Here is a 23,238-nt window from a genome sequence, read left to right as displayed (position 1 = left end):
AGAATAAACGGCTACGCCGTCCTTGTCTTACAAGAACCAGCGCGTTTATCAAGGTTGATGCGAAGCTATAAGCCCACGAAAACTTATAAATTCTTATCAAAATTAAAAGGGCATCCAAAATATGCATGAACATTTCGGATGCCAATTTAATTTTAGAACGATTTATCCAATCGAAAGACTGTTTATTTTTGTAAATAGGTTAGCAATGTTCTTAGCTTCTGCTCATGAGCCCCTGGTGTAAACTCATGTCCGAAATAGCGATGGATCGAAATTTCTTTTGAACAGCCTAGATGGTTAAACACCGCAAATATGGTGGAAGGCGGCGTAAGATCATCAATTAAACCTACAGAGATCCAAGTATGGCACTGAACACGCGGAGCCAAATTCATGATATCGTGATAGCTCAAAGTTCTTTTCGCCTGCTCCTCAATGCGCGGATCGGAATAACGACGAAAATATTCATTCAGTTCGTGATATGGACCTCGGGACGCAATATCGATGGATCTTTCAAAATGCGATAAGAAAGGATAGTCTGCACACACTACCGCTGGAATCGGCGACAACGCTCCCGCAGCAAGAGCTAATGCTCCTCCTTGGCTTCCTCCGGTCACTCCAATGCGCGAGGCATCCACTTCCTCGAGAGAAGCCAGAATTTCTACGGCTCGTACAGCATCCATATAAACCGCCCGGTAATAATATTCCTCCGGATTTTGGATGCCCTTCGTCATCCATCCCGTTGTCGCCCCGTTCGAAGAAATGACGTTGTCGACGCTGTTGCCTTGCTGTCCGCGGACAAGCATATGGAGTGTCGCATAACCATGCAGACCCATATTCACTGTATCAAGTAGATTTCCCTCAAGCGCCCAGTTATAACCATGATACATGACAAGGCCGGGATGAGGCCCTGCCTTGTCGGGCAAAACCAGCCATCCGTCTATATTAGCATGTTGAAAACCGGAAAATTGGATTCGATACACCTTAACCCCGTTCACCGGGTAATCGTGCGGAATAAGCTCGTAACGCAGCGGAATCTCACTCAGTTGTGTTAATGCCTTCTTCCAAAACTCGTCAAAATCAGGTTGACCAGTCAAAGCCGGTTGATACGTCATCAAATCGCTTAACGGTAAATCATAAGGCTGTAGCACCATCTTCACTTTCCTCCCGAATAAACAAATAATATGATATTTTTTTATAAAACTTACCGCAATATAAATAGAAACGTTTTACCCCTTGACAGCCCCCATCGATAGTCCTTTCACCAAATACTTTTGCACAAATAAGGTGAACAGGAGAGGCGGCAGCACTGACAGGACGATGGCGGAAGCAATATCTCCCCAACGAATACCGTAAGCCTGAATGAACAAGCTCGATCCTACGGTCACTGTCATTGCTTTCACATCGCTTAAAATGCGGACAAACAAAAATTCGTTCCAAGAGAAAATAAAACTCAGGATGGCCGATGACGCGACTCCGGGTGCAATGAGCGGAAACACAATCTTGGTCATCACTGCATAACTGGAACAACCATCGATAATTGCAGCCTCTTCAACTTCTATCGGCAGCTCCTGAATAAACCCGACGATCAGCATAATAGCTAACGGAATATTCATCAATGTCGCAGCCCATATGAGACCCGGCTTTGTATCCAACAATCCGAGAAACTGGAACATTACAAAATAGGGTATGGCAAAAACGATAGGCGGCAATAGTTTGAGACTGACTACAAAAGGAAACAATCTTTTGATTCCTACGCGAAACCTTACCATGGCGTAAGCTGCAGGAAAGCATACTAGCACGGTCAAAAGGCTGGCTCCGGCGGAAACGAGAAAACTGTTCAAGAAGAACTGCCCGAACGGATATCCCGAACCATAAAATACATTCTGATAATGCTCCAATGTCGGCGTAAAAATCCATTTGGGTGGAAAGGAAGTAATATCTGCTTCCGTTTTAAACGATGTTATCAACGTAAGCAGCAATGACGAGATTAACGTAAAGACGGCAAGCAGAAGAACAACCCAAAACATCCATTTTTTAATCATCCGCAGCATGTTGCTGTTTACCCCCCCTTCTTCAACACATACTTCGTAGCCAAACTAAGGGGCGGGGCCAAAACAAAAGTAAGCAAAATGCTCGCCGCCGTGGCTTCTCCGATATTGCCGTCCAAAAATGCTTTTTTATAAATAAATAAACTTACGCTTGTCGTGGACTCCCCCGGTCCCCCGTTAGTCAACATATAGATCATGTCATAAACTTTAAACGCATCGATTCCGCGCAAAAAGGCTGCTATGGCTATAGTCGGAACAAGCATCGGAAGCGTAATACTGATAAAATTTTGAATAGCGTTGGCTCCGTCTACCCTGGAAGCTTCGTAAATTTCATCCGGAATTATCGTCAGTCCTGCGTAAACGATAATGAATACAAATGGAACCCACTGCAGCGCATCGATGGTCAGTAAAGTTATATTCACCACACTAGGGTCGAACGGGTTAGTGGTGATGCCCAATTTGGATAAATAATACGGAATGATCCCTACAAATTCATTCAGTGTCAGCCTGAAAATCAAAGCGAATAAGGATGGGGCGACCATCATGGGAAGCAAAATCAAGCTGGTGGCCATTCCTTTTCCTTTAAATTCCCTGTTCATCAATATAGCAAGAGCGGTGCCAACGACTAATTCAATAACAGTCGCCAGCAAAGCGAACATGGCGCTGTAACCGATGGAACCATAGAAAGATTTATTGGTCAAAATATGAATGTAATTGCTTATCCCGTTGAATGCACCTGTGCCGCCCGACAACAGGCTTTCGTGAAAACTGACGTAATACGCGTACAGGGTGGGGAAGGCAACAAGTGCCACCACCACCAGTACGAGTGGGATAATCATTACATAAGCATCGCGTTTCGCGTTAAACAAATTACTTTTTCTCCAACAATGCAGTCACGTCTTTTTGGGCGGTTTTAGCTGCGCTGTCTACATCGGTTTGTCCGGCCCATGCAGCCGAAAAATCTTTTGCCAATATTCCCAAAATAGGGAATACATTGGCGCTGGTATCCTCAACGAAGCCGTATTTGTCAACGTGAGTCGCGATGAAAGGGAATTCAGGCCGTGTATCTTTCATCGAATTGAGCACATCGGAAACCGAAGGTATGCCTCCATTTTGCGCATACATTTTCATTGCGTTTGTAGTGCTAAGATACTTCATCCATTTTAATGCGGCATCCTGTTTATCGGATTTATTGTTGATACCCACTGCAAGAGCATGGATGTGGGTCGCATGTTTGTCGCCAGGAATCGGAGCGATTGCCACTTTGTCATAAACCTGAGGACTCTTGGTTTTGTCGGACAGTTCGTGGTACGCCGCACTCCATTGCAGGATGACGGCAGCTTTACCGGTTTGGAAAGCCTGGTTCGTTTCCGGATATTCAAAAGTCGACGCGGAAGCCGGGCTTAGCTGTTGTTTCATGATATTCGCATACACCGCGAGCGCTTTCTTGGTTTCCGGAGTATCGAAGTTTGCCTTGCCGTCTTTAAACCATGTACCGCCCATCGAGTAGAGCACATCGTCCCAGAGCTGCACATTATATTCGAGATTTTTTCCCTGCAGGGCCGTGCCATATTGCGTAGGCGAATCAGCATTCAAGCTTTTCGTGAAAAAGGCCGCCGTAGCTGTAAAATCATCCCAGTTCCAATCATCCGGTTTTTTCGGGTCTAGCGCTTTTCCGACTACCTTTTGGCTGACCTCTTTATATTTAGCTTGCCAAGCGGGATCGGATAGCAGCTTATCGGTCAAGTCTTTGCGATAATACATAAAATGGTTGGAGACATCCATAGGAATCCCGTATGTTTTGCCGCCAACTTTTAGTGAATCTAATGTAGGCTTGAGAAATAGGTTTAGGCCGTTTCCCAGTTTATCATCTAAAGGAAGCAGGCTATTCTGCTGTTCTCCGACTTTATAGCTTGCTGTCATATAAACGTCGACATCTTTGTTACCCGCCGACATCATTGCAGCTTCTTTTTCCCAGAACCCTTCGCGAGGAGCCGGTGCCATTTTTACTTCGACACCATCTTGAGTACCCTGGCCTTTGTTGTAATCGGCTACAACCTTTTGCATGGCATCGCTTTCAGGCCCGGGCCAATAAAGCATATTGATTGATTGTTTTGCGGGTGCAGCACCTCCGGCTGCAGTGTTACCTCCGGGTGCAGCTCCGGGCGCTTTCCCGCACCCGGCCAAAGAAATACTTGCAGCAAACACTAACGCCAAAGATGCTTTCCCTGTCCATCTCATTTTTATATCCCCCTAATTATTGTTAAAATGCAATCCGGCAGACCCCATCAGCATGACGTTATCTCCTACCGAGGAGCATACGACGGATAAATCCTTTGCGGCGGTTGCGCTTACAAGACGTATGACGGAATTTTGGAAACCGGACAAGAACGGCCGAATCCCGTCTATGACCCCTCCGCCCAAAATCACTTTTGACGGATTGAATACTGTGACAAGGGAGGAGACAGCCTGCGCCAATTCCTCTATAAATTGGCGAATGAGCCTTTCCGCCGAAGCTTCCCCCTTCAGAGCATCTGCTATAATTTCCTGGCCGTTTTTTTGGGAATGCGTCATTTCTTCGTAGCGCTTGACCAACGCGGTTCCCGAAAGGTACGCTTCCAGACATCCTTTTTTTCCGCAAGGGCATTGCCTGCCTCCGGCGATGAAAAGCGAATGTCCCATTTCCCCGGCGGCTCCATTCGCCCCGCGTACCAATTTGCCGTCCGATACGATAGCACCGCCTACGCCTGTTCCCAAGGCGAGGCATAGAAATTCCCTGATCCCTTTTCCTTCCCCGTAATGAAGTTCACCCAACGCCATCGCCTGTACATCGTTTAAGACCCGAACAGGAAGCTTCGTCCGATCCGCAATGCGTTTTTGCAAAGCTATCCCGGCCCATCCCGGAAATGTTTTGGTTGCGGAAAGAATTGTGCCATCGAGCCCGACTTGTCCGGATACGCCAATCCCTATGCCGCACACTTGTTCCGTCATCAGTTCCCCGATTAAACGTTCGATTCGAGAAACAACGTGTTCCCCGCCTCTGTCGGCTTCGGTAGGCATTTCCAGGATTTGTAAGACCTGACCATCATTATTAATTAATCCCCCGCGAATTTTGGTTCCGCCGATATCAATACCGAGCGCCAGATTCATCGCTTTATGCCTTCCACAAATCTTGCGGTAATTTCCTGAGGGCGGGTAATCGCGCCTCCGACAACAACAAAAAATGCACCCAGATCGATTGCACGCTTGGCTTGTTCCGGTGTACGAATTCCACCTTCTGCAATAACGGGGACCTTCAGTTTATTTACTAACGTTTCGATCAATTCGAAATCCGGATTTGTCCGATGTTTAGTAGCTTCGGTATATCCAGATAAAGTTGTTCCAACCATATCGCAACCAACACGTTCCGCTTCTACACCTTCTTCCCACGTAGATACATCGGCCATTACTAATTTCCCCAAAGTTTGCTTTATATATACAACTAATTCAGGAAAAGGAACCGGTCTGCTGCGTGCGGTTGCATCCACAGCGATAATATCAGCACCCGCATCGCTCACCAGTTTTGCATGCTCTTTCGTTGCCGTAATAAACGCATCATATGACGGGTCGTTGAATTTGAGGATACCGATCATCGGCAGATCAATCTTCGATTTAATTTCACGAATGTCCTCATAGCCGTTAGCTCTAATGCCTACAGCACCGCTTTCTTTAGCTGCCCGAGCCATAGCAGCCATATGATGAGAGCCGTGCAATGGTTCGTGGGGAAGGGCCTGGCAGGAAACGACAAGTCCGCCTTTCATTTTTTCAAGCATTTTTTCAACTCCTTCCTGCAAAATTGATTCTTTTGTCGCAATTCTGAGATTACAACTTTTTGTCCACAACCGCTTTAGCCGTTTTTTCCTTGTAGTAAAGTGCTTTTTCCCTCGTTCGAACCGCTACCCCGGTGCACAACATATCGATAAGGTGCAGCTGTGCGATTTTGCCTGCTAACGATCCGCCTTGCAGAGGGTTTTCTTTCCCGGCAGTGAGGAGGACAACATCAGCGTATTTGGTAATGGGCGAACGTGCAAAATGGGTAATCGCTATAATTTGGGCGCTATTTTCCTTGGCAATTCGCAATGCGTCTACCGTATCTTTGGTGCTGCCTGAAATCGAGATGCCCACAACGACATCATGACTTGTCAAAGTAGCGGCTGCCATTGCCTGATGATGAGAGTCGGATATGGCATCAACAAATTTCCCGATAAGTAAAAATTGGGCTTTGGCATCCTGCGCAGTCATTCCGGAAACGCCTACTCCATAAAAATGCAGTTTGGTTGCACCGACAATCATTCCAATCGCTCTATCCAATTGTTTACTGTCGATCAATCCCGACGTATCTTGAAGAGCTCGAATGTTAGCTGCAGATAACTTTTGAATCATTACTTGCAATTCATCGCTTTCGTCAATGTCATCGTGAAGTTTGTATAGAGGGTTGACCGTATCTTTGGCAACAGCCAGCTTAAATTCCTGATATCCTTTAAATCCAAGCTTGCGGCAAAAACGAAGCACTGTCGTTTCTCCAACCTTAACCTGTTCGGATAAATCGGTGATGGACATGTAAATAATCGAATCGATCCGATCCAAAACATACTCCGCCACCCTTTTTTCCGACTTCGAAAACGCATTCATAAAGCTGTTAATTTTAGCCTGCAGGTCGCTTGTATAATTAATAGAATCCCCTCCTTAGAAAGCGTAATCATTAATGATTGAATCGGTAGACAGATCGGAAAACCAATCTGTATTCATAATATATATGAATTGAAGTGGAGATGTCCACTATTTTTTTTACTAATGTAGGAGCTTTTCTCCATTTTTCTGTGATACCATGGCCAAAGCTAATCCTGGGCAGTAGGAAGTATTCAAAAGAAATTGATCGGAACTTGCTTGAAGATGAAAGCATGATTCGAGATTATCAGGCGTTAATGAGCACCTGGTTTTCCAAAGCACCATGGTACCGAGTTACTGGCTATACTTGATTACGTAACAGATGATATTTGCTGAGAAGAACATGAGCAATACCGATGCGCAGGTGTTTTTGTCGTTTTTGCAGAACGTTGTCAGTAAAGACCATCATAGTATTGGATAATGCAAAAATCTGTCACGCCAAAATTACTCCAGCCCTTTCTTGATCAAAACGCCGGTCAATTGGAATTAATGTTCCATCCCCCAATATAATATCCAAAGCCTATTTCCTTTATTCGGGTTCAGAATTATGATTTTAAGAAAAATGGAGAAAAACTCCTACATTTGAAAATATAATAGTGGACATTTCCACTTCAATTCATATATATTATATTATTGAAAACAGATTTGTTTTCCGATCTGTCTAATAAACCAAACGGGTGTAGGAGGTCGCCGATGAAAACGGTTATACAGTATTTCTATACAGCAGCTATGAAGACCAATTTCAGGCAATGAAAGGCAGAAGGGTAGACGGACTTATCATTGCACCTCTCCTTGAAGAAGTTTCATTCGAATGAATGTAAGCGATATTCTGAATTACTGAAGCTATACCCGCTCGAAATGATCTGAATAATATATGATAGAACGGGCACATTACGTTTAACTATCCGCAAGTTGCGGATTTTACGATCAGCAACGATCAAAAAAGTAAGATTAGATGAAGAAAGTCGGCGGCAGATGTTCTTAGATCGGGAGAGCGCGTCGCTCACCGATTTTCGAGTACGGATCATTGACGCAACTTTTATCGCGGCGAATGAATGGATATAACCGATATCTTTTCCAGATTGCTATGAAACGCTTTTAAATTTGCAGGAGGTGCAAGGAATGTCAACATTAGATTGGGTTATTTTAGCGTTATTTTTTCTGGTTATGATAGGTATCGGGATGTGGTCTCACAAACAGGTTCACGATACAAAAGATTACTTTACAGCAGGAGGAAAAATGCCATGGTGGCTTTCTGGTATTTCTCACCATATGTCCGGTTATAGTGCGGTAGCATTTGTCGGATACGCTGCTGTTGCTTATACAAATGGTTTCACTTTGTATGTTTGGTGGGCTTTTCCGATCGGCGTAGCTATTTTTATCGGCTCATTTATATTTGCGCCACGCTGGTCACGCTTGCGTGATCGATATCAAATAAGTTCACCTATGGAATACCTTACTACGAGATACAATCTTCCTGTACAACAGGTGTTGGCTTGGAGCGGGGTCGCTTTAAAAATATTTGATGTTGGTGCAAAATGGACGGCGATTGCGATTGTTCTTCAGGTCTTTACAGGAATGCCGCTTATCGTCGGAATCTTGCTCTCGGGTGGAGTTTCACTCATATATTCAACTATAGGCGGTCTTTGGGCCGATGCACTAACCGACTTTGCACAATTTATAATCCAATTTGTTGCCGGTATCGTTTTGTTTGTTGTGGTTATCATTAAATTAGGCGGGATGGGTTCTTTATTTGGTATTTGGTCACAACTGCCTCCAGAGCATTCACATTTGCTTAACGGACCGTATACCGGCGTATTTGTTCTTGCGTTGTTTATCTCCAATATGCTTAGCTACAACGGTGGTACTTGGAATTTGGCACAACGATATATGGCATCAAAGACAGGCTCGGATGCCCGCAAATCAGCCATTCTTTCTGCCGTTTTATACCTGATTTGGCCACTTGTATTGTTTTTCCCGATGTGGGCGGCGCCTTTACTTTTGCCTAACTTGAAGGATCCAAGTCAATCCTATGCCATTCTTGCTACAACGTTGCTGCCACCGGGATTGATAGGACTCGTACTTGCAGGATTGTTTAGTCATACAATGGCTATGACAACTTCGGATGCAAATGCAATTTCGGCAGTAGTAACCCAAGACATATTGCCGGTAATTTCGAAAAAAATATCAAAAGGTTCTCTAAAAGCGGCACGAATTACGACTTTCATATTTGTATTTTTGACTATGGTAATCGCCGCAAATTCCAGTCAATTCGGGGGAGTGCTTGGCCTTATTTTGTTATGGTTCCAGGCCCTTATTGGACCAACATCGGTTCCGATGCTCTTTGGACTGTTGCCTGCTTTCCGAAATAGTGGGCCATCGGCGGCTTTCATTTCTTGGTTAGGCGGTCTTGTGGCATTTGCTTTATTGAAATATGTGTTCGTCAGCAGCCAAGCGACTCTTCTGATAACACCAATTGCAGTAACATTAGTATTGTATGTAGGTATCGGCCTGTTCAATAGAAATAAGAATGTGCCTTTGCCAGTAACAAACATGCTGAAAGCACTCGATCAAGATTAATAAGCGGTACCAATACTTGCGTTCCTATTGCATTGTAATGGGAACGCTGATTTTTTAATGACAGGAGAGAAAATATCGGATATGAATAATTTATACAATCACTATATTGATCATCTCGAAAAGGTAATACTTCCATTTTGGGAAAGGGCTTTGGATTTAAAATATGGCGGTGTATATACTTGCTTTGATAATACTGGATCAAAATTAGTTTCGAAGAATAAATATACATGGTCACAAGGTCGCTTCGTTTGGATTTGGACGCGCCTGTCCAGACTTCTTAAAAAAAGCGATTATTTGGAGCAGGCAAAAAAGACGATTGACTTTCTTTGGGACCATTCGATTTTGGAAAACGGGAACTGTGCTTTTCTGCTTTCTGAAAGCGGAGAAGTAATCGAAAGGGATAATAGCTTTTACGCCGATTGTTTTGTGGTTCTAGGATTTACCGAGTATGCAAGGACAACTAAAGATTATCAAGTACTGGAAAACGCCTTGATTCTATATGACCGCATTTTGGATCGAATCAAGAAAGGAACCATACGCAGCGAACCATATCCGATTCCGAATGGTTTTAAAGCGCATGGCGTTCCAATGATTTTATTAAATGTTTCACAAGAGTTAGGCGAAGCTTTGGAATTTTTGGGACATGTCCGCGCGGAAGAAGTCAATCAGGTATCTTACAGGCTTGCAGACGAAATTATGAAAGATTTTTACTTTGATGATTTTCATATCGCGGAAATGATTCCGGCAAATAAACAGGTAAACACGGATTTACTGTTATGCCGTCATATTAATCCCGGACATACATTGGAAGATATGTGGTTTGTTATGACAACTGCACGCAAATTTAACAATTCAGATTGGATTGACCGTGCTGTACTGGCAATTAAGAAAGCCGTTGAGCTAGGGTGGGATCAAGAATTCGGAGGATTATTCCGCTATGTAGACATGGAAGGTGGGCAACCAAAAGGAGTTTTTGAGGATGATCCTTATCAACGCCTAGTACTCGATACATGGGATACAAAATTATGGTGGCCACATTCTGAGGCGCTTTATGCTACGTTATTTGCTTTTCAATTGACTGGTGATGAGTATCTGAAAAATCTGTATCTAAAAATTCATGAGTATACATTCCGTACATTTCCAAATCCCGACTTAAATATAGGGGAGTGGATTCAAATACGTGATCGCATGGGAAATCCGCTGGAAAAGTTAGTCGCTTTACCTGTGAAAGACCCGTATCACATTATCCGAAATATGATTTTGATCATTGAATTATTGGGAAAAAGTGAAGTTGTTCAATGACCAAGTAAGGGAAAGAGTATTTTAGAATCGAACGATTTAAGGAGTGTTTGAGGTATGAATATATCTGAAAAAAAAAGCCTTTTACAGAAGGAGATAGAGCGAACGGGTGGAGTTTTTCGTCTATTTCCGACTTGGGTTCCTCGTGTTGCACAAATTCCTGGAAGAAGATTAAAGCTTCATCCGGATGATCTTTATGCTTACGGGAAAGAACGCGGGGGAATTAACGAACGGTGGCTTTCTTCCACGATTAAAGCGAACAACGGACCTTTGACTACAGAGGATGAGGGACTAAGTTACATCGTTATTAACAATTCAACACATGACGTACGAATACTTCTTAAGGAAGCAATAGAAATATATGGGGATCTCATACTTGGAGAACGAACGATGAATCTTCATCATGGTTTGACGATGTTAAGCAAATTTTTCGACACGTATGGGGCCATTCCTTTGCATTTGCATCATAGAGATAAACACGCTGAGTTAGTCGGCAAAACCGGAAAGGCGGAAGCTTATTATTTTCCTCCTCAAATGAATTTTATAGAAAATAGTTTTCCTTACACTTTTTTTGGACTTCAATCGAGGACAACCAAACAAGATATTATCCGTTGTTTAGAAAGATGGGAAAAGGGCGATAACGGAATAATCAATTATTCAAATGGTTATCGTATTACCCCAGGAACCGGATGGGATATTACGACAGGGATTCTTCACTCTCCCGGCTCACTTGTAACGTATGAACCACAACGTGCGGTAGATTTGGGTGCAGTCTTTCAATCCATGATTGATAGAAGATCGATTAGTAGAGATACTCTCATTAAGGATATTCCTCAAGAGAAACATTTTGATTTGGATTTTATCGTTGACTTAATCGATTGGGAAGCAAATATAGATGAAAAATTTATAGAGAAACATTTGCGAATGCCTCGACCAGTTTCGAGATTAGAGGACATGAGAGAGAACGGGTATGAAGAATATTGGGTTACCTATGACAATCCGCATTTTTCAGCAAAGGAATTGACTGTTTACCCAGGAAGAGAAGTAACGATCTATGATTCGGGAGCATACGGTATTATCGTGGTTCAAGGTAGAGGATTAATTGAGGGAATCCAGATGGAGACTCCTACTGTTATCAGATTCGGAGAAATGACTGGAGACGAATTTTTTATAACTTATACAAAGGCGGAACAGGGGGTTCGAATTAAAAACACGAGTGAGATCGAGAACCTTGTAATGCTAAAACACTTTGGTCCAACCGTTGTTTAAACGACTGTTATTGAATTGTTGAAGTCGGATGAAACGAACAAGTTGCAATAATCTTTATCAAAAAATCCAAGTCAGAGCGCCGAACCAAGGCCAACAAACTGACTTGGATTTTTTTAGTTGGTTCCATGAAGGTATCCGTGATTCCCATGATCATTGGTTTTATCAATTATTATGATTGTTTTCATTGTATTGATGAATCGATGGCCTTGATGTAAGATTAAAGCACAAAAAGAAAAGACCAAGAGGAGTTGTTATAAATGAATAAATCCAGTACCGGACTGACGGTTATCGCTCTATTTATCGTATCGTTAAATTTGCGGCCGGCAATCAACTCGATTTCGCCGCTCTTGCAGACTTTGCAGCATGATTTAGGGATGAGCGCGTTCGCGGCCAGCCTGTTGACCACGATTCCCGTCTTATGCATGGGCCTTTTCTCGCCGATGGCTGCGAAATTGGCCGGACGTTGGGGTATTGAACGAGTTTTAAGTTACTCGCTCTTTTTGATCGGGGCAGGAACCGTTATGCGGTTTATTACGCATTCCGCTATGTTTTTGCTGTTCACTGCGTTTTTGGCTGGATTGGGCATTGCGGCGCTGGGTCCGCTTCTTCCAGCTTTTATTAAGAGTCGTTTCCCCAACAACGTTCCAACGATGATCAGCATCTATTCTGTTGCCTTGACGCTCGGGGCCGCTCTTTCCTCGAGTCTGTCCATACCTTTGCAGAACGGGCTGCACAGTTGGACAGGTTCTCTTGCCATATGGTCGTTACTCGCTTTTATTGCGATGCCGATTTGGTGGTTTTTCGTTTTACGACATATCACCCGGACAAAAGGATCTTCGCCTTCAAAGTCCCTTATGCTTCCTTGGCGTAATGTAAAGGCTTGGTTATTTACCTTATCCTTTGGTCTTATGTGTATGATCTTCTATTCCGTAACCGCATGGCTTCCACGTATCATTCAGGGAATGGGTTACAGCAAAGAATATGCCGGCACCGCATTAACCTTATTTGTCGCCATCCAAATTCCAGTCAGTTTGCTGCTTCCTTCGCTACTCAAGCGCTATCCGTCCCGCCTGCTCTGGTTGATCGCATTTTCAATTATAGAACTGATTGGAATCCTGATGGTTGTCTTGTCCGTTCAACCTCTTATAGCCGCGACACTGATCGGTATAGGCGCAAGCGCATTATTTTCGCTCAATCTATTGCTGCCTATGGATGCGACGGCCAATGCGCAGGAGGCGTCAGCCTGGTCTGCCAAGATCCAAGGGGTGGGTTACGTGATCGGCGCGACAGGTCCGCTTTTAATAGGCTGGATCCATGATGCTACCGGAAGCTTCTTTTTCTCGGTCATCGGACTCGTCCTAATCAGTTTACTTATGATGCTTGTTCAATTTCTTGCAGTGCCCGGTTCTTCCAAAGAAGGCGTGAGAATGGTGGGCTGATTGCCCGGGGGAATGACAATCGCCGTATCGCCGACCCATATCATTGTCCAATGCTTGCTGATCCTCTTTTATAAAAAGAAAAAATAACCGGTTACATCGGTTCTTGTTCATATCGTCAAAAAATTCGACAATACAGGAGTAAGACCTGGAGGATTTAATTTCCATCGGGACAATCGGATTAATCAAAGCCATTGAATCCTTCATTCCGGATAAAGGGACAAAATTAGCAACGTTCGCGGCGCGGTGTATCGAAAACGAGATTCTGATGTATCTGCGGCCAGGTTTTATCACCAAGCAGACACAGACACGAATGTTTATATAAGTTCAGCATGAACCGGTATACGCCGGTTTTTGTTTTGCGTAAATTGCTGCAACCATTTGCGCCTGGTCCGCAAATATTTGCGGGAATAGGGCCATCATTTGCGCGCTTACATGTTTTTCCCACCTTTATAATGATTTCATATAAGAAGAGAAGCAACTGCGTTTGAAGTTCCGTCTTTTATTTGCATTTGCATGACACCTCAAATTCTTTTTAAGTTTTCCGTTGGGCAAGCCCTTTTCAGCCTTGGGAAGCGAAAGTTGCTTCAGGAGCGGCAATTCTCAGAAGAAGATTTCATCATCCTCCGGAAGCGTCATTTGTGCCAGTTGTATTCGATACTGACGATACTGACGCTTCTTTAGGTAATTGGGAGACCGTTCAGCGAGAAACCCCGGCGCGAATTGGTTACAGTTTCCAATTCTCGAAGGTGATGATCTTTGCATTTCCGTTGTTGCGGATGTCGAAACGGATGCCGACCTTCTCCAAGTTTGACTTGATCTCACTCAGCCTCATGCTCAAAACGTGCGAAGCCTTGGGCCAACGTTAAGTCGGGTGTTGATCTTCTCTCTGACAGCCACGAATTCTAACGTTTCGAGCAATTCAGCGATGCTTCCTGTCCATCTAGGCTTTTGTCGAGGAGAGCGATAACGGATGCAGCAACGGGATGAGATTCCAAGGCTTGATTATTCGTTCGCTCTAGGAGTCTGTCCGACGGATTGAAATTAGTGAATATTTATGCAGAAACACCCATTTCATGCAGTCAATACTGCACTTCATTCAGCTATTCTAAAATAAATGGACATTGCATCTGCCAATAGACGCAGTGCTCCGCCAAGAATGAGCTACCGAATTTTCGATCTGATAAAATAATTGGAAAATCAGTATGTAAATATAGCAATAGGAAAAAATGGGAATAACTATGTGAAGTGAAGGAATGTGAAGTATATGAAGGATACCGAAAAAATCACAGGAACTCAGCTAGGCTTAATACTATATATTTATGTGCTTTCCACACTCATCTTATCCGTTCCCGGAGTGATGGTGAAGTTGGCCAAGCAAGATGCCTGGTTGTCGGTGTTCCCTTCTGCTTTAACAGCTTTGTTGACCATTTGGGTGATGATAACACTCGCGAATCGTTATCCGGGGTTGACGATTATTCAATACAGTTCAAAAATTATTGGGAAATGGCCGGGAAAATGTTTGGGGGTTTATTTCTCCTACTATTGGTTTTCTTTTATTGGTGTTTTGTTATACGGTCACGCCGGGTATGTTAATACGTTTCTATTACCGAAAACCCCAATTTGGGTCGGGACCCTGGCGATCTTGATCCTTAGCGCTCTGGCTGTTTTTGCGGGAATTGAGGTCATCGGAAGATGTAATGAGTTCCTTACACCACTCATCATTGCTATTTTGATTCCACTTCTTATCCTGGCGATTGGGGATTCAGATCCAGGACAGCTAAAACCTGTATTAGCGGAAGGAATCGTGCCGGTATTAAAAGGGGCTTTCGTCCCATCAGGTTTTATGAGTCAGTTTTTTTTGTTGGGCTGGCTCCTTCCGTTTTTAAATCAGCCGAAAAAGGCGCTTAAGATCTCGTTGATTTCGCTTCTTGGTATTGTTCTTTTTCTCTTTGTCATTGATTTACTGACGATCATGGTCCTCGGTCCGATAACGGGTAAATTAAATTATGCATTTTCAGGGGTCATTCAATATATTGGTATTCAAGGATCATTCGAACGTTTAGAGGCTATTCCTGTTACGATTTGGGTGATGGGACTCTTCGTGAAGTTATCGGTGACGTTGTTTATGCTTTGTTATAGTTTAAGCCAGCTCTTCGGCATCCGGAGTTACCGGAATATCATTGCTCCAGTTACCCTTTTGTCCATGGTTGTATCGGTTTGGATTTTCAAGAACTCAGCGGAGTATCAAAGTTATATTAATATATATTCTTTCAATGCTTTTTTTACGCAAAATCTCCTGCCATTGGCGCTTCTCCTGATAGATACCCTAAAGAGGGGCGTGAACAAATCACTTCTTTAAAATCATGTTTCCGAGGGACTGAAAAGCAAATGTATAAGGGGAAACTACGCTTGCTATGTTAACCCCCGCCATTAACAAAGATCCGATAACAGCAGCTACTCCCATTAAGCCGCCGTATACTGCGGCTTCTTTGGTTTGTTGCTTTCTGAGCAATGCTTGTATGCTAACAAAAGACCATACGGCCAACAATAATACATATCCCATGATTTGTACGATCATTCCTTGATCTCCTTTTCATTCAATAGTATTGGAGGGCCTGCCATCCCTGTTCCATGTACAGAAAGCTTTACCGCTATCGAGATGTCTGCTTCGGGAAACTTTGTATCCCATTGATCTTTCAACGCTTTCCACTGTTTGGGCTGATTTCGGTAAATTTCTTGGCCGAAACCCACAATATCTACTTTGTATTGCTTTTGGATTTTGGATAAGAAATCCTGGACTTGTTTTTCAACCGATTTCTCTAATGCATGTTGTACAAGTTCGAGGTTCTTTAGTTGACCGACATCCAACGAAGTATTATTTTCATAAAGGCTTCCTTCCCCTTGGAGTTGAACATTGATTTTGACTTTATTACCACGTATTACGGGGGTTATCCTTCGCTTTGTACTCGTTAAAACCATACCTACATTTCCATTACCTTCCGGCAAATGAGCGGTGACCCTGCCCAACTTCATCTTGCCAGTAACCCAAAGTAATCCGCCTGTTTCTTTTTCGTTCAAAAAACCGGCTAATTTGAAATTTTTAAATACCGCTGTACCTGAAAGCCTAAACATATTGTTTTCGCTTTGCTTCATTCCTTTTGATACAACATCAGGTTCAATAACTCCCATGACCGGGTTGATTCCTTCGCTCAATGCTGTTTTAAACAAATCTCGCAAATTAACCACTGTCTCGATCCCTAAGAATTCCATTTCCTTGACGGCTTCGGTAGGCACTTGTTCAAAAGGGTACTGGATTTGCAAAATGTCCCGCCCTTCTCTCCCCTTTACAACCATTATATTGGTTCTCAATCGATTGCGCGGATCGTGAGTGTAATTATCGAGTACATCCTTAATTCCGTGTTTGGCTAACTGTTCACCTATAAAAACAGTGCTACGATGGGCGAGAAATAACCTGCGGGATAATTTTTTCTGAAGCCTTTGGATCACTTCAGTGATGTTTTTTCCAGAAGCCGTTATAACAAAAAACTTTTTTTGCTGGCCCCCTCCAGCACTCGGACCCGCTAGACCAGATGCAGGGACTGCGATCTGAGCAGACCCTACTATGTCCCCATCAGACCCTAAGTCGATCGCACTGCCCATTACGAATGCAATGTCGTTTATCTCCGTATGGTCCCAACAACCGCTTGTGATCAATACTATGAATAGTAAGCCGATGAGCATGAATGGTTTCATTCTGAAGTTCCTTTTCCTTTCTTCACCCTGTGACGAGCTCGTATCCTAATTTTTCTCGGATGACAGCCTTCCTTGACTAGGACTTGGTTTCTGACCTTGCGGTTCACGAACCGGATTGTTAGGTGCTGTGATCTGGGGGCGTTGAGTTTTATTCCAAAGAGGTGCACGGATCAATACATCTTTCAAATCCTTAATCTTAAGCGGGGCAACAGGAGTAAAATAAGGGACGCCGAACGAACGAAGGGATGTAACATGCAGCACGATACCAATGAACCCAAGTACAATACCGTAAAGTCCTAGCGTACCCGATAAGAGCAGCATCGGGAAGCGCAGTAATCGAATTCCGTTTGCAAAACTATATCGTGGAATGGTAAACGCTGCAATGCCAGTAATTGATACGATAATGACAACCGGAGCCGATATGATTCCCGCCTGCACAGCCGCTTGGCCGATAACCAATGCCCCTACGATGCTTACCGCCTGCCCTATTTGTTTAGGCGAACGAATCCCTGCTTCCCGTAGGGCTTCAAATATGATTTCCATTAATAATGCTTCGATCACGGCCGGGAGTGGAACCGGTTCTCTGGAGCCTGCAATACTCATAATCAGGTTAGTTGGAATCAAATCCTGATGAAAGGTCGTAATGGCAACATACAGGGGAGGAGCAAATATCGCGATGAATGTGAAAATGAATCGAATCAACCGAACAAAAGTTGCGATGGGCCAACGTATACAGTAATCCTCACTCGCCTGCAGCCCAGACCAGAAGGTCATCGGAACAATTAGCGCAAAAGGACTGGAATCGACAAGAATGGCTGCCTTTCCTTCCAATAGTGCTACAGTTACGACATCTGGCCGCTCCGTACTATGTACTTGCGGAAAAGGGGAGTAAGGGAAATCCTCGATAAATTCCTCGATATAATTTGACTCGGTGATACTATCGATCTGAATTCGGGTTACTCTCTTTCGAACTTCCTCAAGTAACGCATCGGTAGCAATACCTTCGATATAAGTGATGACTACATTGGTTTGAGAAAGCTCCCCAATCGTAAATGATTCCATTTTTAGCTTCGAGGTTTTAAGTCTGCTTCGTAAAAGCCCTATATTTGTTGAAATATGTTCAATAAATCCATCTCTGGGTCCACGAATGACGGGTTCCGAAGAGGGCTCTTCAATGGAACGTTTTGCTTTATCGTAAACCAGAACGGTCATCGCATTGCTGTCCCCTGCCGCCAGAACCGCAGCACAACCATTTAACACATAACGAACAATTTCAGTTACATTGGATGTAACATTCGTCGTCCCGATGGAGATTGCCTGATCGTCCAGAACTTCTACTTCGTCAGGTACCAAAACATCTTTCATTGTCCTCTTAGATATCAACATTTTCAGTACATGATCGTCAAGCAACTTTATGTCAACCAAACTTTCAACGTATACGACTAGCCATTGAGTATTACCTGCTATCCGAACTTTGCGGTATACGATATCGGAACAATTTTGGAAAACGCTTTTTAAAATCATTTCATTATGCTCAATATCCGGGGATAGCTCGCCGTTATCTTCATCATCGAACTGAGGCTCCTTCATGTTCGTTCGATACTCAAGTTTAATGCGATTCCTTTTCTCAAACCATTTCACTGATAAGACCTCCTGAAAGTCAATATTTATACTATCCCCATTTTTCGAGAAATATATTTATATAATCGCTTGAATTGTAATATGTCAAATTTCAATCTTTTATAGGAATTACAAGTATTCTGATCAAAGAGTTTTCGTCAGGAATTTCGTATCGTAAGAAGAGTATCTATCAGTCAATGAACACTTCCTTTGCACAGTGTTTACACAGGACTGAACATAAATAGAGACAGTGTTTATGTTCACGTAAACGCAAAAACTGGTTATTTGCCAACACATCCCGCGACGCCAAAGCGAGCGCCATTACATACAGCATGATTGGATACGCTAAAGAAAATGTACTAAACCCCTTTGATTATCTCAATTATCTTTTTGAGCAGCTGCCCAATCTGGACACAAAGGATCACGACATTCTAGATATGCCGCTTTCTTGGTCAGCTACTCTGCCTGATACTTGCAGAGTAGCTAAAAAATAAGTATATTGGGGTCCTCACTTTGTTACAAGGTGGGAGCTATTGTACGCTTAAGTTTGAACGGAGTGACGCCCGCCCATTTACGGTTGACAAGGCATGGACGGAGTGTTAGTTTCTTAGCGTAAGATTAATTCCGGATGATATGAATCTTGTCGACAGATAGAGGAGACATTCTCTTACTGCCATGAGGGAGGGGATGTCCTTTCTTTCTTTTCCGCCCAAATTGATTCGAAAGGTGGCTTACTCTTGGAACGAACCGCACAGAATACGGAAATTGGCTTTATCGGTACCGGTGTCATGGGTCAAAGCATGGCCGGGCATTTAATGAAGAAAGGCTTCAAGCTTCATTTGTACAGCCGGACGAAGTCGAAGGCGGAGCCGCTGCTCTCGCAGGGGGCCGAATGGCACGATTCGCCCGCATCGCTGGCCCGGAAGTCTAATGTGGTCATCACGATGGTAGGTTACCCTCAGGATGTGGAGGAAGTGTACTTAGGGGAGCAGGGAGTGATCCGGAATGCTCAAACCGGCAGCTTGCTCATCGATATGACAACCTCTAGCCCGTCGCTTGCCAAGAGGATTGAACGAGAGGCTCAGGAGCGCGGTATGCTGTCTCTGGATGCGCCGGTTTCGGGCGGGGATGTCGGGGCTAGAGAAGCAAGATTGTCCATCATGGTCGGCGGCAGCCGGGAGGCCTTCGAGGAAGTCGCACACCTTCTGAGCATCATGGGGACGAATATTGTGCACCAAGGGGCCGCCGGATCCGGACAGTACACCAAAATGTGCAATCAAATCGCCATCGCCTCGAATATGATGGGAGTTTGCGAAGCGCTGATCTATGCCGAGAAAGCGGGGCTCGATCCGTCGACCGTCCTGAAAAGCATTGAATCCGGAGCGGCCGGAAGCTGGTCGCTGAGCAATCTGGCTCATCGCATCATCAAAGGGGATTACGCCCCGGGGTTTTACGTGAAGCATTTTATTAAGGATATGCAAATTGCACTGAACTCGGCGGAAGAAATGAATCTGAAGCTTCCGGGATTAGCCTTGGCCCGGTCCCTCTATGAGCAGCTGGCCCAAATGGGAGAAGAGAACAGCGGCACGCAGGCGTTGTTCAAGGTGCTTCAAAAGCTGTAGCTTGCGTGCAGCGATTCGTATAGCCGTCCAAACTTGTGCCGGTATATTTTTGTGCCGGACAAGCTTTTTATTTTTTCCTAGTTTACATATCGGATATTGTTAAATTAATATGTTTTATTATAAGGCATGCGTATTAATCGATAACCATGTCTTTCTGCCGATCGGATAACCGAAGGTCCTATTGTTTAATACAGGGGTTCGAATTTTATGTAAAGACCGGAAAGAGGAGAGGCGGAATGAGGAAAAGAAGCTGGATATGTTTCACTTTGATCGCCTTATGGGAGCTGATCTTACTTACAGGGTGCGGCAATCATGCCGGAAAAGCAATCGAATCATCGGGGCCGGGAGCAAGTCGGCGCGCCACATTGAACGGTTCGTTGAAGCTGGTGGATAGCGTGGCTATGAGGCCGGTCCGTTCGTCGCCACTGCGAGCGCGGTGAGCAGCGTAAGAGGCTCCAGCCCGAACATCGCGCCGTAGGCCACAGCCTGCTTCGAGGCGGAATACCGGTCGGCCATAAATAGGGAATCGAATTTGGCCTCCTCCGCCTTGCGGGCAAGCCTCAGGAAGTGGTCGAACTCCATGAGCTGGTTTACATCCGTATCCGGGTGCCTCCAAGCCCCTTCTTTAAATGGAGCTGCCGCTGTTTTGTGCTTATTTTATAACCCACTCCTTTTACGTAAAATTCAAAAGACCCCCGTAAATGCCGCAAAAAATACGACAGCGCGGGAGCCTTTGGTTGTCCAATCGGCTTGGTTGTTTCTTATGTTGTTGAAAAAATCTTAGCATCATTAATCCGATTATTCAAGTAGGAAATTCGCTTGACGGTCCTGATGAGGGGGTGGTACCCTTATATCAATGCAACCCAATGGCTCTAAAAAACATGAAAAGGGATGGAGAACACTCATGCCATTCAGCTATTTAACCCATCTGCACTGCCCTAAATGCGAAAAGGTTTACCGTCCGGATGAAATTCAGCAATTATGCGTATGCGGCTCCCCATTGCTTGTGGACTATGATTTGCAGGAATTAAAGAAGCATTGGAGGCCCTCAGCGTTCTCGGGCAGACCCTCCACGCTATGGCGTTACCATGAACTGCTGCCCGTTACAGCGCCTGAGAACGTCGTTACCCTAGGGGAGGGGATGACGCCTCTGCTACCGATGAACCGCCTCGGAATGGATATGGGAATCGGCCGGCTGTGGATGAAGGATGAAGGTATCATTCCGACCGGGAGCTTTAAGGCCCGCGGCGCGGCGGTCGGCGTTTCGAAAGCGAAGGAGCTTGGTGTGCAGGAGCTGGCAATGCCTACCAACGGGAATGCCGGTGCGGCTTGGGCCTTGTACGCTGCAAGAGCAGGGATCCGGGCTTCGATTGTCATGCCGGTCGGTGCGCCGCTCATTACCCGGAATGAATGTGCCGTCTCTGGAGCGAATTTGAATTTGGTGAAGGGACTAATCAGCGACGCGGGTAAGATTGTCGGTCAGGCGGTGAAAGAACACGGACTGTACGATGCCTCCACGCTGAAGGAGCCTTATCGCATTGAAGGGAAGAAGACTATGGGGCTCGAAATCGCAGAGCAGCTGGAATGGAATGTTCCCGATGTGATTTTGTATCCGACAGGCGGAGGGGTAGGCCTCATCGGCATTTACAAAGCTTTGAGGGAGCTAGCGGAGCTGGGCTGGATCAAAGATAAGCTCCCCCGGCTGGTTGCCGTTCAATCGGCGGGCTGCGCACCGATCGTGAAGGCGTGGGAGGAAAGAAAGCCGGCTTCCGAGTTTTGGACCGATTCCTCGACCGTGGCCTTTGGAATCAATGTGCCCAAGGCTCTTGGCGATTTCCTTGTGCTGGAAGCCGTCTACCAAACCGAGGGCTGCGCTATCGCCATTGAGGACGCCGAGCTGCTAGAGGAGCAAAGGAAGATCGCCCGTTTGGAAGGGGCGTTCGTTTGCCCCGAGGGAGCGGCTGCCTTCTCGGCAACACGGAAGCTAAGGGAGAACGGCTGGATCAAGGAGAGTGAAACCGTCGTGGTGCTAAACACAGGCAGCGGGATTAAATATCCTGAAACGGTACATGTCGAGGTTCCCGTCCTGGAGCCACATGACGTCATGAGAAGAAGCTAGATCGGCAAATTGGCCGGGGTCCAAGAGGGATCCCGGTTTTTTCTGCTAATATAAGACAGACCAAAGTCCAGTTCCAATACTAAACCGGGGCTGTTTTGGGATTCCGCAGGTTAGCTACACTGGGTAAAGTAAATGAAGTTCATCCTGTGAGGAGCGTAGCTATGGAATGGATCACCCATCTCTTTGAGCAGTATGGTTATTACGTATTATTTCTCGGATTATTTGCCGAATCGCTGGCTTTGCCCTTCCCCGGGGAACTGGCTATGGCGATATCCGGTCACAAGACAGCTCTTGGAAGCTTTCATATCCCGATAACTCGGTACGCCTTTCTTTGAAAAATACGGCAGGTTCTTTTTCCTGAACGGGGAACGTATGACGGAAATGACGACATGGTTTGATCGATATAGCGACAAGCTGATCCTTGTGAATTATTTTATCCCCGGATTGCGGCATTTCGCAGGCTATGTATCCTTGGTGAATCCCTCCCAACAAAGACAGCCTTCAAATAAGATTGCAAACTTAGATCTTGGCTACCCTGAAACAATAAAATTGCTTGAAGAGCGATTAAAACGATGTTATCCCAGTAATAAGGAATGGGTAGGAGAACAACTTAAACACGCCAAAAATGGCGAAGGTCCAACGATCTATGATTGGTTATTAAAGATTATCCCAGAACACGAGAACGTCACCATAAACCTTGAGTAATCTGCCAATTTGATGAGGCACCGTGGCATTATCTCGTCAGTGGATATACTTTCAGACTATGGGCTGCAATCTGAGCGTTT

20 protein-coding genes and 2 pseudogenes are annotated in these 23,238 nt (G+C 44.8%); 11 read left to right on the top strand and 11 right to left on the bottom strand.

Features of this window, described 5'->3' with window-relative positions:
• Positions 1 to 182: 182 nt before the first annotated feature.
• The 7 genes from O9H85_RS03740 to O9H85_RS03710 form a co-directional block, all read right to left on the bottom strand.
• The gene (locus tag O9H85_RS03740; RefSeq protein ID WP_269879957.1) at positions 183 to 1,148 is read right to left on the bottom strand and encodes an acetylxylan esterase; all 966 of its coding nucleotides are present in this window, start codon (positions 1,146 to 1,148) and stop codon (positions 183 to 185) included.
• A 75-nt stretch (positions 1,149 to 1,223) separates the two neighbouring features.
• Positions 1,224 to 2,048, bottom strand: coding sequence for a carbohydrate ABC transporter permease (locus O9H85_RS03735; RefSeq protein ID WP_269879956.1), 825 nt, complete (start codon positions 2,046 to 2,048; stop codon positions 1,224 to 1,226).
• A gap of 8 nt (positions 2,049 to 2,056) precedes the next feature.
• Entirely contained in the window at positions 2,057 to 2,914 is an 858-nt protein-coding gene (locus tag O9H85_RS03730; protein ID WP_269879955.1) for a carbohydrate ABC transporter permease, read from the bottom strand.
• A 1-nt stretch (position 2,915) separates the two neighbouring features.
• Positions 2,916 to 4,286: an ABC transporter substrate-binding protein gene (locus tag O9H85_RS03725; protein WP_269879954.1), complete on the bottom strand. Its 1,371-nt coding sequence runs from the start codon at positions 4,284 to 4,286 to the stop codon at positions 2,916 to 2,918.
• A gap of 12 nt (positions 4,287 to 4,298) precedes the next feature.
• Positions 4,299 to 5,195, bottom strand: coding sequence for an ROK family protein (locus O9H85_RS03720; protein ID WP_269879952.1), 897 nt, complete (start codon positions 5,193 to 5,195; stop codon positions 4,299 to 4,301).
• Positions 5,192 to 5,857 (bottom strand): N-acetylmannosamine-6-phosphate 2-epimerase, encoded by a 666-nt coding sequence (locus O9H85_RS03715; RefSeq protein WP_269879951.1) that lies wholly within the window; start codon positions 5,855 to 5,857, stop codon positions 5,192 to 5,194. Before O9H85_RS03715 ends, O9H85_RS03720 begins: the two co-directional genes overlap by 4 nt.
• Positions 5,858 to 5,906: 49 nt before the next feature.
• Positions 5,907 to 6,728, bottom strand: a complete 822-nt coding sequence (locus O9H85_RS03710) for a MurR/RpiR family transcriptional regulator (RefSeq protein WP_269880149.1) — start codon at positions 6,726 to 6,728, stop codon at positions 5,907 to 5,909.
• Positions 6,729 to 7,874: 1,146 nt separating this feature from the next.
• Here O9H85_RS03710 and O9H85_RS03705 point away from each other — a divergent pair.
• The 6 genes and pseudogenes from O9H85_RS03705 to O9H85_RS03680 all read left to right on the top strand — a co-directional run bounded on the left by O9H85_RS03705 (position 7,875) and on the right by O9H85_RS03680 (position 15,698).
• Positions 7,875 to 9,332 carry a sodium:solute symporter family protein gene (locus tag O9H85_RS03705; RefSeq protein ID WP_269879950.1) on the top strand — a complete coding sequence of 486 codons (1,458 nt, stop codon included), beginning with the start codon at positions 7,875 to 7,877 and terminating at the stop codon, positions 9,330 to 9,332.
• A gap of 81 nt (positions 9,333 to 9,413) precedes the next feature.
• Entirely contained in the window at positions 9,414 to 10,634 is a 1,221-nt protein-coding gene (locus tag O9H85_RS03700) for an AGE family epimerase/isomerase (protein WP_269879949.1), read from the top strand.
• Between the two features lie 54 nt (positions 10,635 to 10,688).
• Positions 10,689 to 11,900: a cupin domain-containing protein gene (locus tag O9H85_RS03695; protein WP_269879948.1), complete on the top strand. Its 1,212-nt coding sequence runs from the start codon at positions 10,689 to 10,691 to the stop codon at positions 11,898 to 11,900.
• Between the two features lie 257 nt (positions 11,901 to 12,157).
• Complete coding sequence (locus O9H85_RS03690) at positions 12,158 to 13,339, top strand: MFS transporter (RefSeq protein ID WP_409348096.1); 1,182 nt, start codon at positions 12,158 to 12,160, stop codon at positions 13,337 to 13,339.
• A gap of 99 nt (positions 13,340 to 13,438) precedes the next feature.
• Positions 13,439 to 13,616, top strand: a pseudogene (locus O9H85_RS03685) (sigma factor); the annotation flags it as partial.
• A 987-nt stretch (positions 13,617 to 14,603) separates the two neighbouring features.
• Positions 14,604 to 15,698: a GerAB/ArcD/ProY family transporter gene (locus O9H85_RS03680; protein WP_269879946.1), complete on the top strand. Its 1,095-nt coding sequence runs from the start codon at positions 14,604 to 14,606 to the stop codon at positions 15,696 to 15,698.
• Here the strand turns inward: O9H85_RS03680 and O9H85_RS03675 are convergent.
• From O9H85_RS03675 to O9H85_RS03665, 3 genes are read right to left on the bottom strand one after another with little or no spacing between them, the layout of a single operon-like run.
• Positions 15,687 to 15,917: a hypothetical protein gene (locus O9H85_RS03675; RefSeq protein WP_269879945.1), complete on the bottom strand. Its 231-nt coding sequence runs from the start codon at positions 15,915 to 15,917 to the stop codon at positions 15,687 to 15,689. The genes O9H85_RS03680 and O9H85_RS03675 overlap by 12 nt on opposite strands.
• The gene (locus tag O9H85_RS03670; RefSeq protein WP_269879944.1) at positions 15,914 to 17,092 is read right to left on the bottom strand and encodes a Ger(x)C family spore germination protein; all 1,179 of its coding nucleotides are present in this window, start codon (positions 17,090 to 17,092) and stop codon (positions 15,914 to 15,916) included. Before O9H85_RS03670 ends, O9H85_RS03675 begins: the two co-directional genes overlap by 4 nt.
• A 45-nt stretch (positions 17,093 to 17,137) precedes the next feature.
• On the bottom strand, positions 17,138 to 18,733 hold the full coding sequence (locus tag O9H85_RS03665; protein ID WP_269879943.1) for a spore germination protein: 1,596 nt from the start codon (positions 18,731 to 18,733) through the stop codon (positions 17,138 to 17,140).
• Positions 18,734 to 18,981: 248 nt separating this feature from the next.
• On the opposite strand from O9H85_RS03665, the pseudogene O9H85_RS03660 reads away from it, so the two are divergent.
• Positions 18,982 to 19,206, top strand: a pseudogene (locus O9H85_RS03660) (IS66 family transposase); the annotation flags it as partial.
• Positions 19,207 to 19,449: 243 nt separating this feature from the next.
• The gene (locus O9H85_RS03655) at positions 19,450 to 20,334 is read left to right on the top strand and encodes an NAD(P)-dependent oxidoreductase (protein WP_269879942.1); all 885 of its coding nucleotides are present in this window, start codon (positions 19,450 to 19,452) and stop codon (positions 20,332 to 20,334) included.
• A gap of 399 nt (positions 20,335 to 20,733) precedes the next feature.
• On the opposite strand, the gene O9H85_RS03650 is transcribed toward O9H85_RS03655, so the two are convergent.
• Positions 20,734 to 20,916, bottom strand: a complete 183-nt coding sequence (locus O9H85_RS03650) for an LLM class flavin-dependent oxidoreductase (RefSeq protein ID WP_269879941.1) — start codon at positions 20,914 to 20,916, stop codon at positions 20,734 to 20,736.
• A gap of 322 nt (positions 20,917 to 21,238) precedes the next feature.
• Here O9H85_RS03650 and O9H85_RS03645 point away from each other — a divergent pair, with 322 nt between their 5' ends.
• The 3 genes from O9H85_RS03645 (at position 21,239) to O9H85_RS03635 (ending at position 23,158) form a co-directional block, all read left to right on the top strand.
• On the top strand, positions 21,239 to 22,453 hold the full coding sequence (locus O9H85_RS03645; RefSeq protein ID WP_269879939.1) for a threonine synthase: 1,215 nt from the start codon (positions 21,239 to 21,241) through the stop codon (positions 22,451 to 22,453).
• 161 nt (positions 22,454 to 22,614) lie between these two features.
• On the top strand, positions 22,615 to 22,788 hold the full coding sequence (locus O9H85_RS03640) for a hypothetical protein (RefSeq protein WP_269879938.1): 174 nt from the start codon (positions 22,615 to 22,617) through the stop codon (positions 22,786 to 22,788).
• 37 nt (positions 22,789 to 22,825) lie between these two features.
• Positions 22,826 to 23,158: a hypothetical protein gene (locus O9H85_RS03635; RefSeq protein ID WP_269879937.1), complete on the top strand. Its 333-nt coding sequence runs from the start codon at positions 22,826 to 22,828 to the stop codon at positions 23,156 to 23,158.
• Positions 23,159 to 23,238 lie beyond the last annotated feature (80 nt).

Source organism: Paenibacillus gyeongsangnamensis (assembly GCF_027533625.1).
In the GTDB taxonomy this organism is placed as follows: domain Bacteria; phylum Bacillota; class Bacilli; order Paenibacillales; family NBRC-103111; genus Paenibacillus_G; species Paenibacillus_G gyeongsangnamensis.
This window is presented reverse-complemented; position numbering and strand designations above follow the sequence as displayed.

Excerpts from the sequence above, each read along its gene's own strand:
- O9H85_RS03740 (WP_269879957.1), bottom strand. The coding sequence starts at position 1,148 with ATGGTGCTACAGCCTTATGATTTACCGTTAAGCGATTTGATGACGTAT.
- O9H85_RS03735 (WP_269879956.1), bottom strand. The coding sequence starts at position 2,048 with ATGCTGCGGATGATTAAAAAATGGATGTTTTGGGTTGTTCTTCTGCTT.
- O9H85_RS03725 (WP_269879954.1), bottom strand. The coding sequence starts at position 4,286 with ATGAGATGGACAGGGAAAGCATCTTTGGCGTTAGTGTTTGCTGCAAGT.
- O9H85_RS03720 (WP_269879952.1), bottom strand. The coding sequence starts at position 5,195 with ATGAATCTGGCGCTCGGTATTGATATCGGCGGAACCAAAATTCGCGGG.
- O9H85_RS03715 (WP_269879951.1), bottom strand. The coding sequence starts at position 5,857 with ATGCTTGAAAAAATGAAAGGCGGACTTGTCGTTTCCTGCCAGGCCCTT.
- O9H85_RS03705 (WP_269879950.1), top strand. The coding sequence starts at position 7,875 with ATGTCAACATTAGATTGGGTTATTTTAGCGTTATTTTTTCTGGTTATG.
- O9H85_RS03700 (WP_269879949.1), top strand. The coding sequence starts at position 9,414 with ATGAATAATTTATACAATCACTATATTGATCATCTCGAAAAGGTAATA.
- O9H85_RS03695 (WP_269879948.1), top strand. The coding sequence starts at position 10,689 with ATGAATATATCTGAAAAAAAAAGCCTTTTACAGAAGGAGATAGAGCGA.
- O9H85_RS03690 (WP_409348096.1), top strand. The coding sequence starts at position 12,158 with ATGAATAAATCCAGTACCGGACTGACGGTTATCGCTCTATTTATCGTA.
- O9H85_RS03680 (WP_269879946.1), top strand. The coding sequence starts at position 14,604 with ATGAAGGATACCGAAAAAATCACAGGAACTCAGCTAGGCTTAATACTA.
- O9H85_RS03675 (WP_269879945.1), bottom strand. The coding sequence starts at position 15,917 with ATGATCGTACAAATCATGGGATATGTATTATTGTTGGCCGTATGGTCT.
- O9H85_RS03670 (WP_269879944.1), bottom strand. The coding sequence starts at position 17,092 with ATGAAACCATTCATGCTCATCGGCTTACTATTCATAGTATTGATCACA.
- O9H85_RS03650 (WP_269879941.1), bottom strand. The coding sequence starts at position 20,916 with ATGGAGTTCGACCACTTCCTGAGGCTTGCCCGCAAGGCGGAGGAGGCC.
- O9H85_RS03645 (WP_269879939.1), top strand. The coding sequence starts at position 21,239 with ATGCCATTCAGCTATTTAACCCATCTGCACTGCCCTAAATGCGAAAAG.
- O9H85_RS03640 (WP_269879938.1), top strand. The coding sequence starts at position 22,615 with ATGGAATGGATCACCCATCTCTTTGAGCAGTATGGTTATTACGTATTA.
- O9H85_RS03635 (WP_269879937.1), top strand. The coding sequence starts at position 22,826 with ATGACGGAAATGACGACATGGTTTGATCGATATAGCGACAAGCTGATC.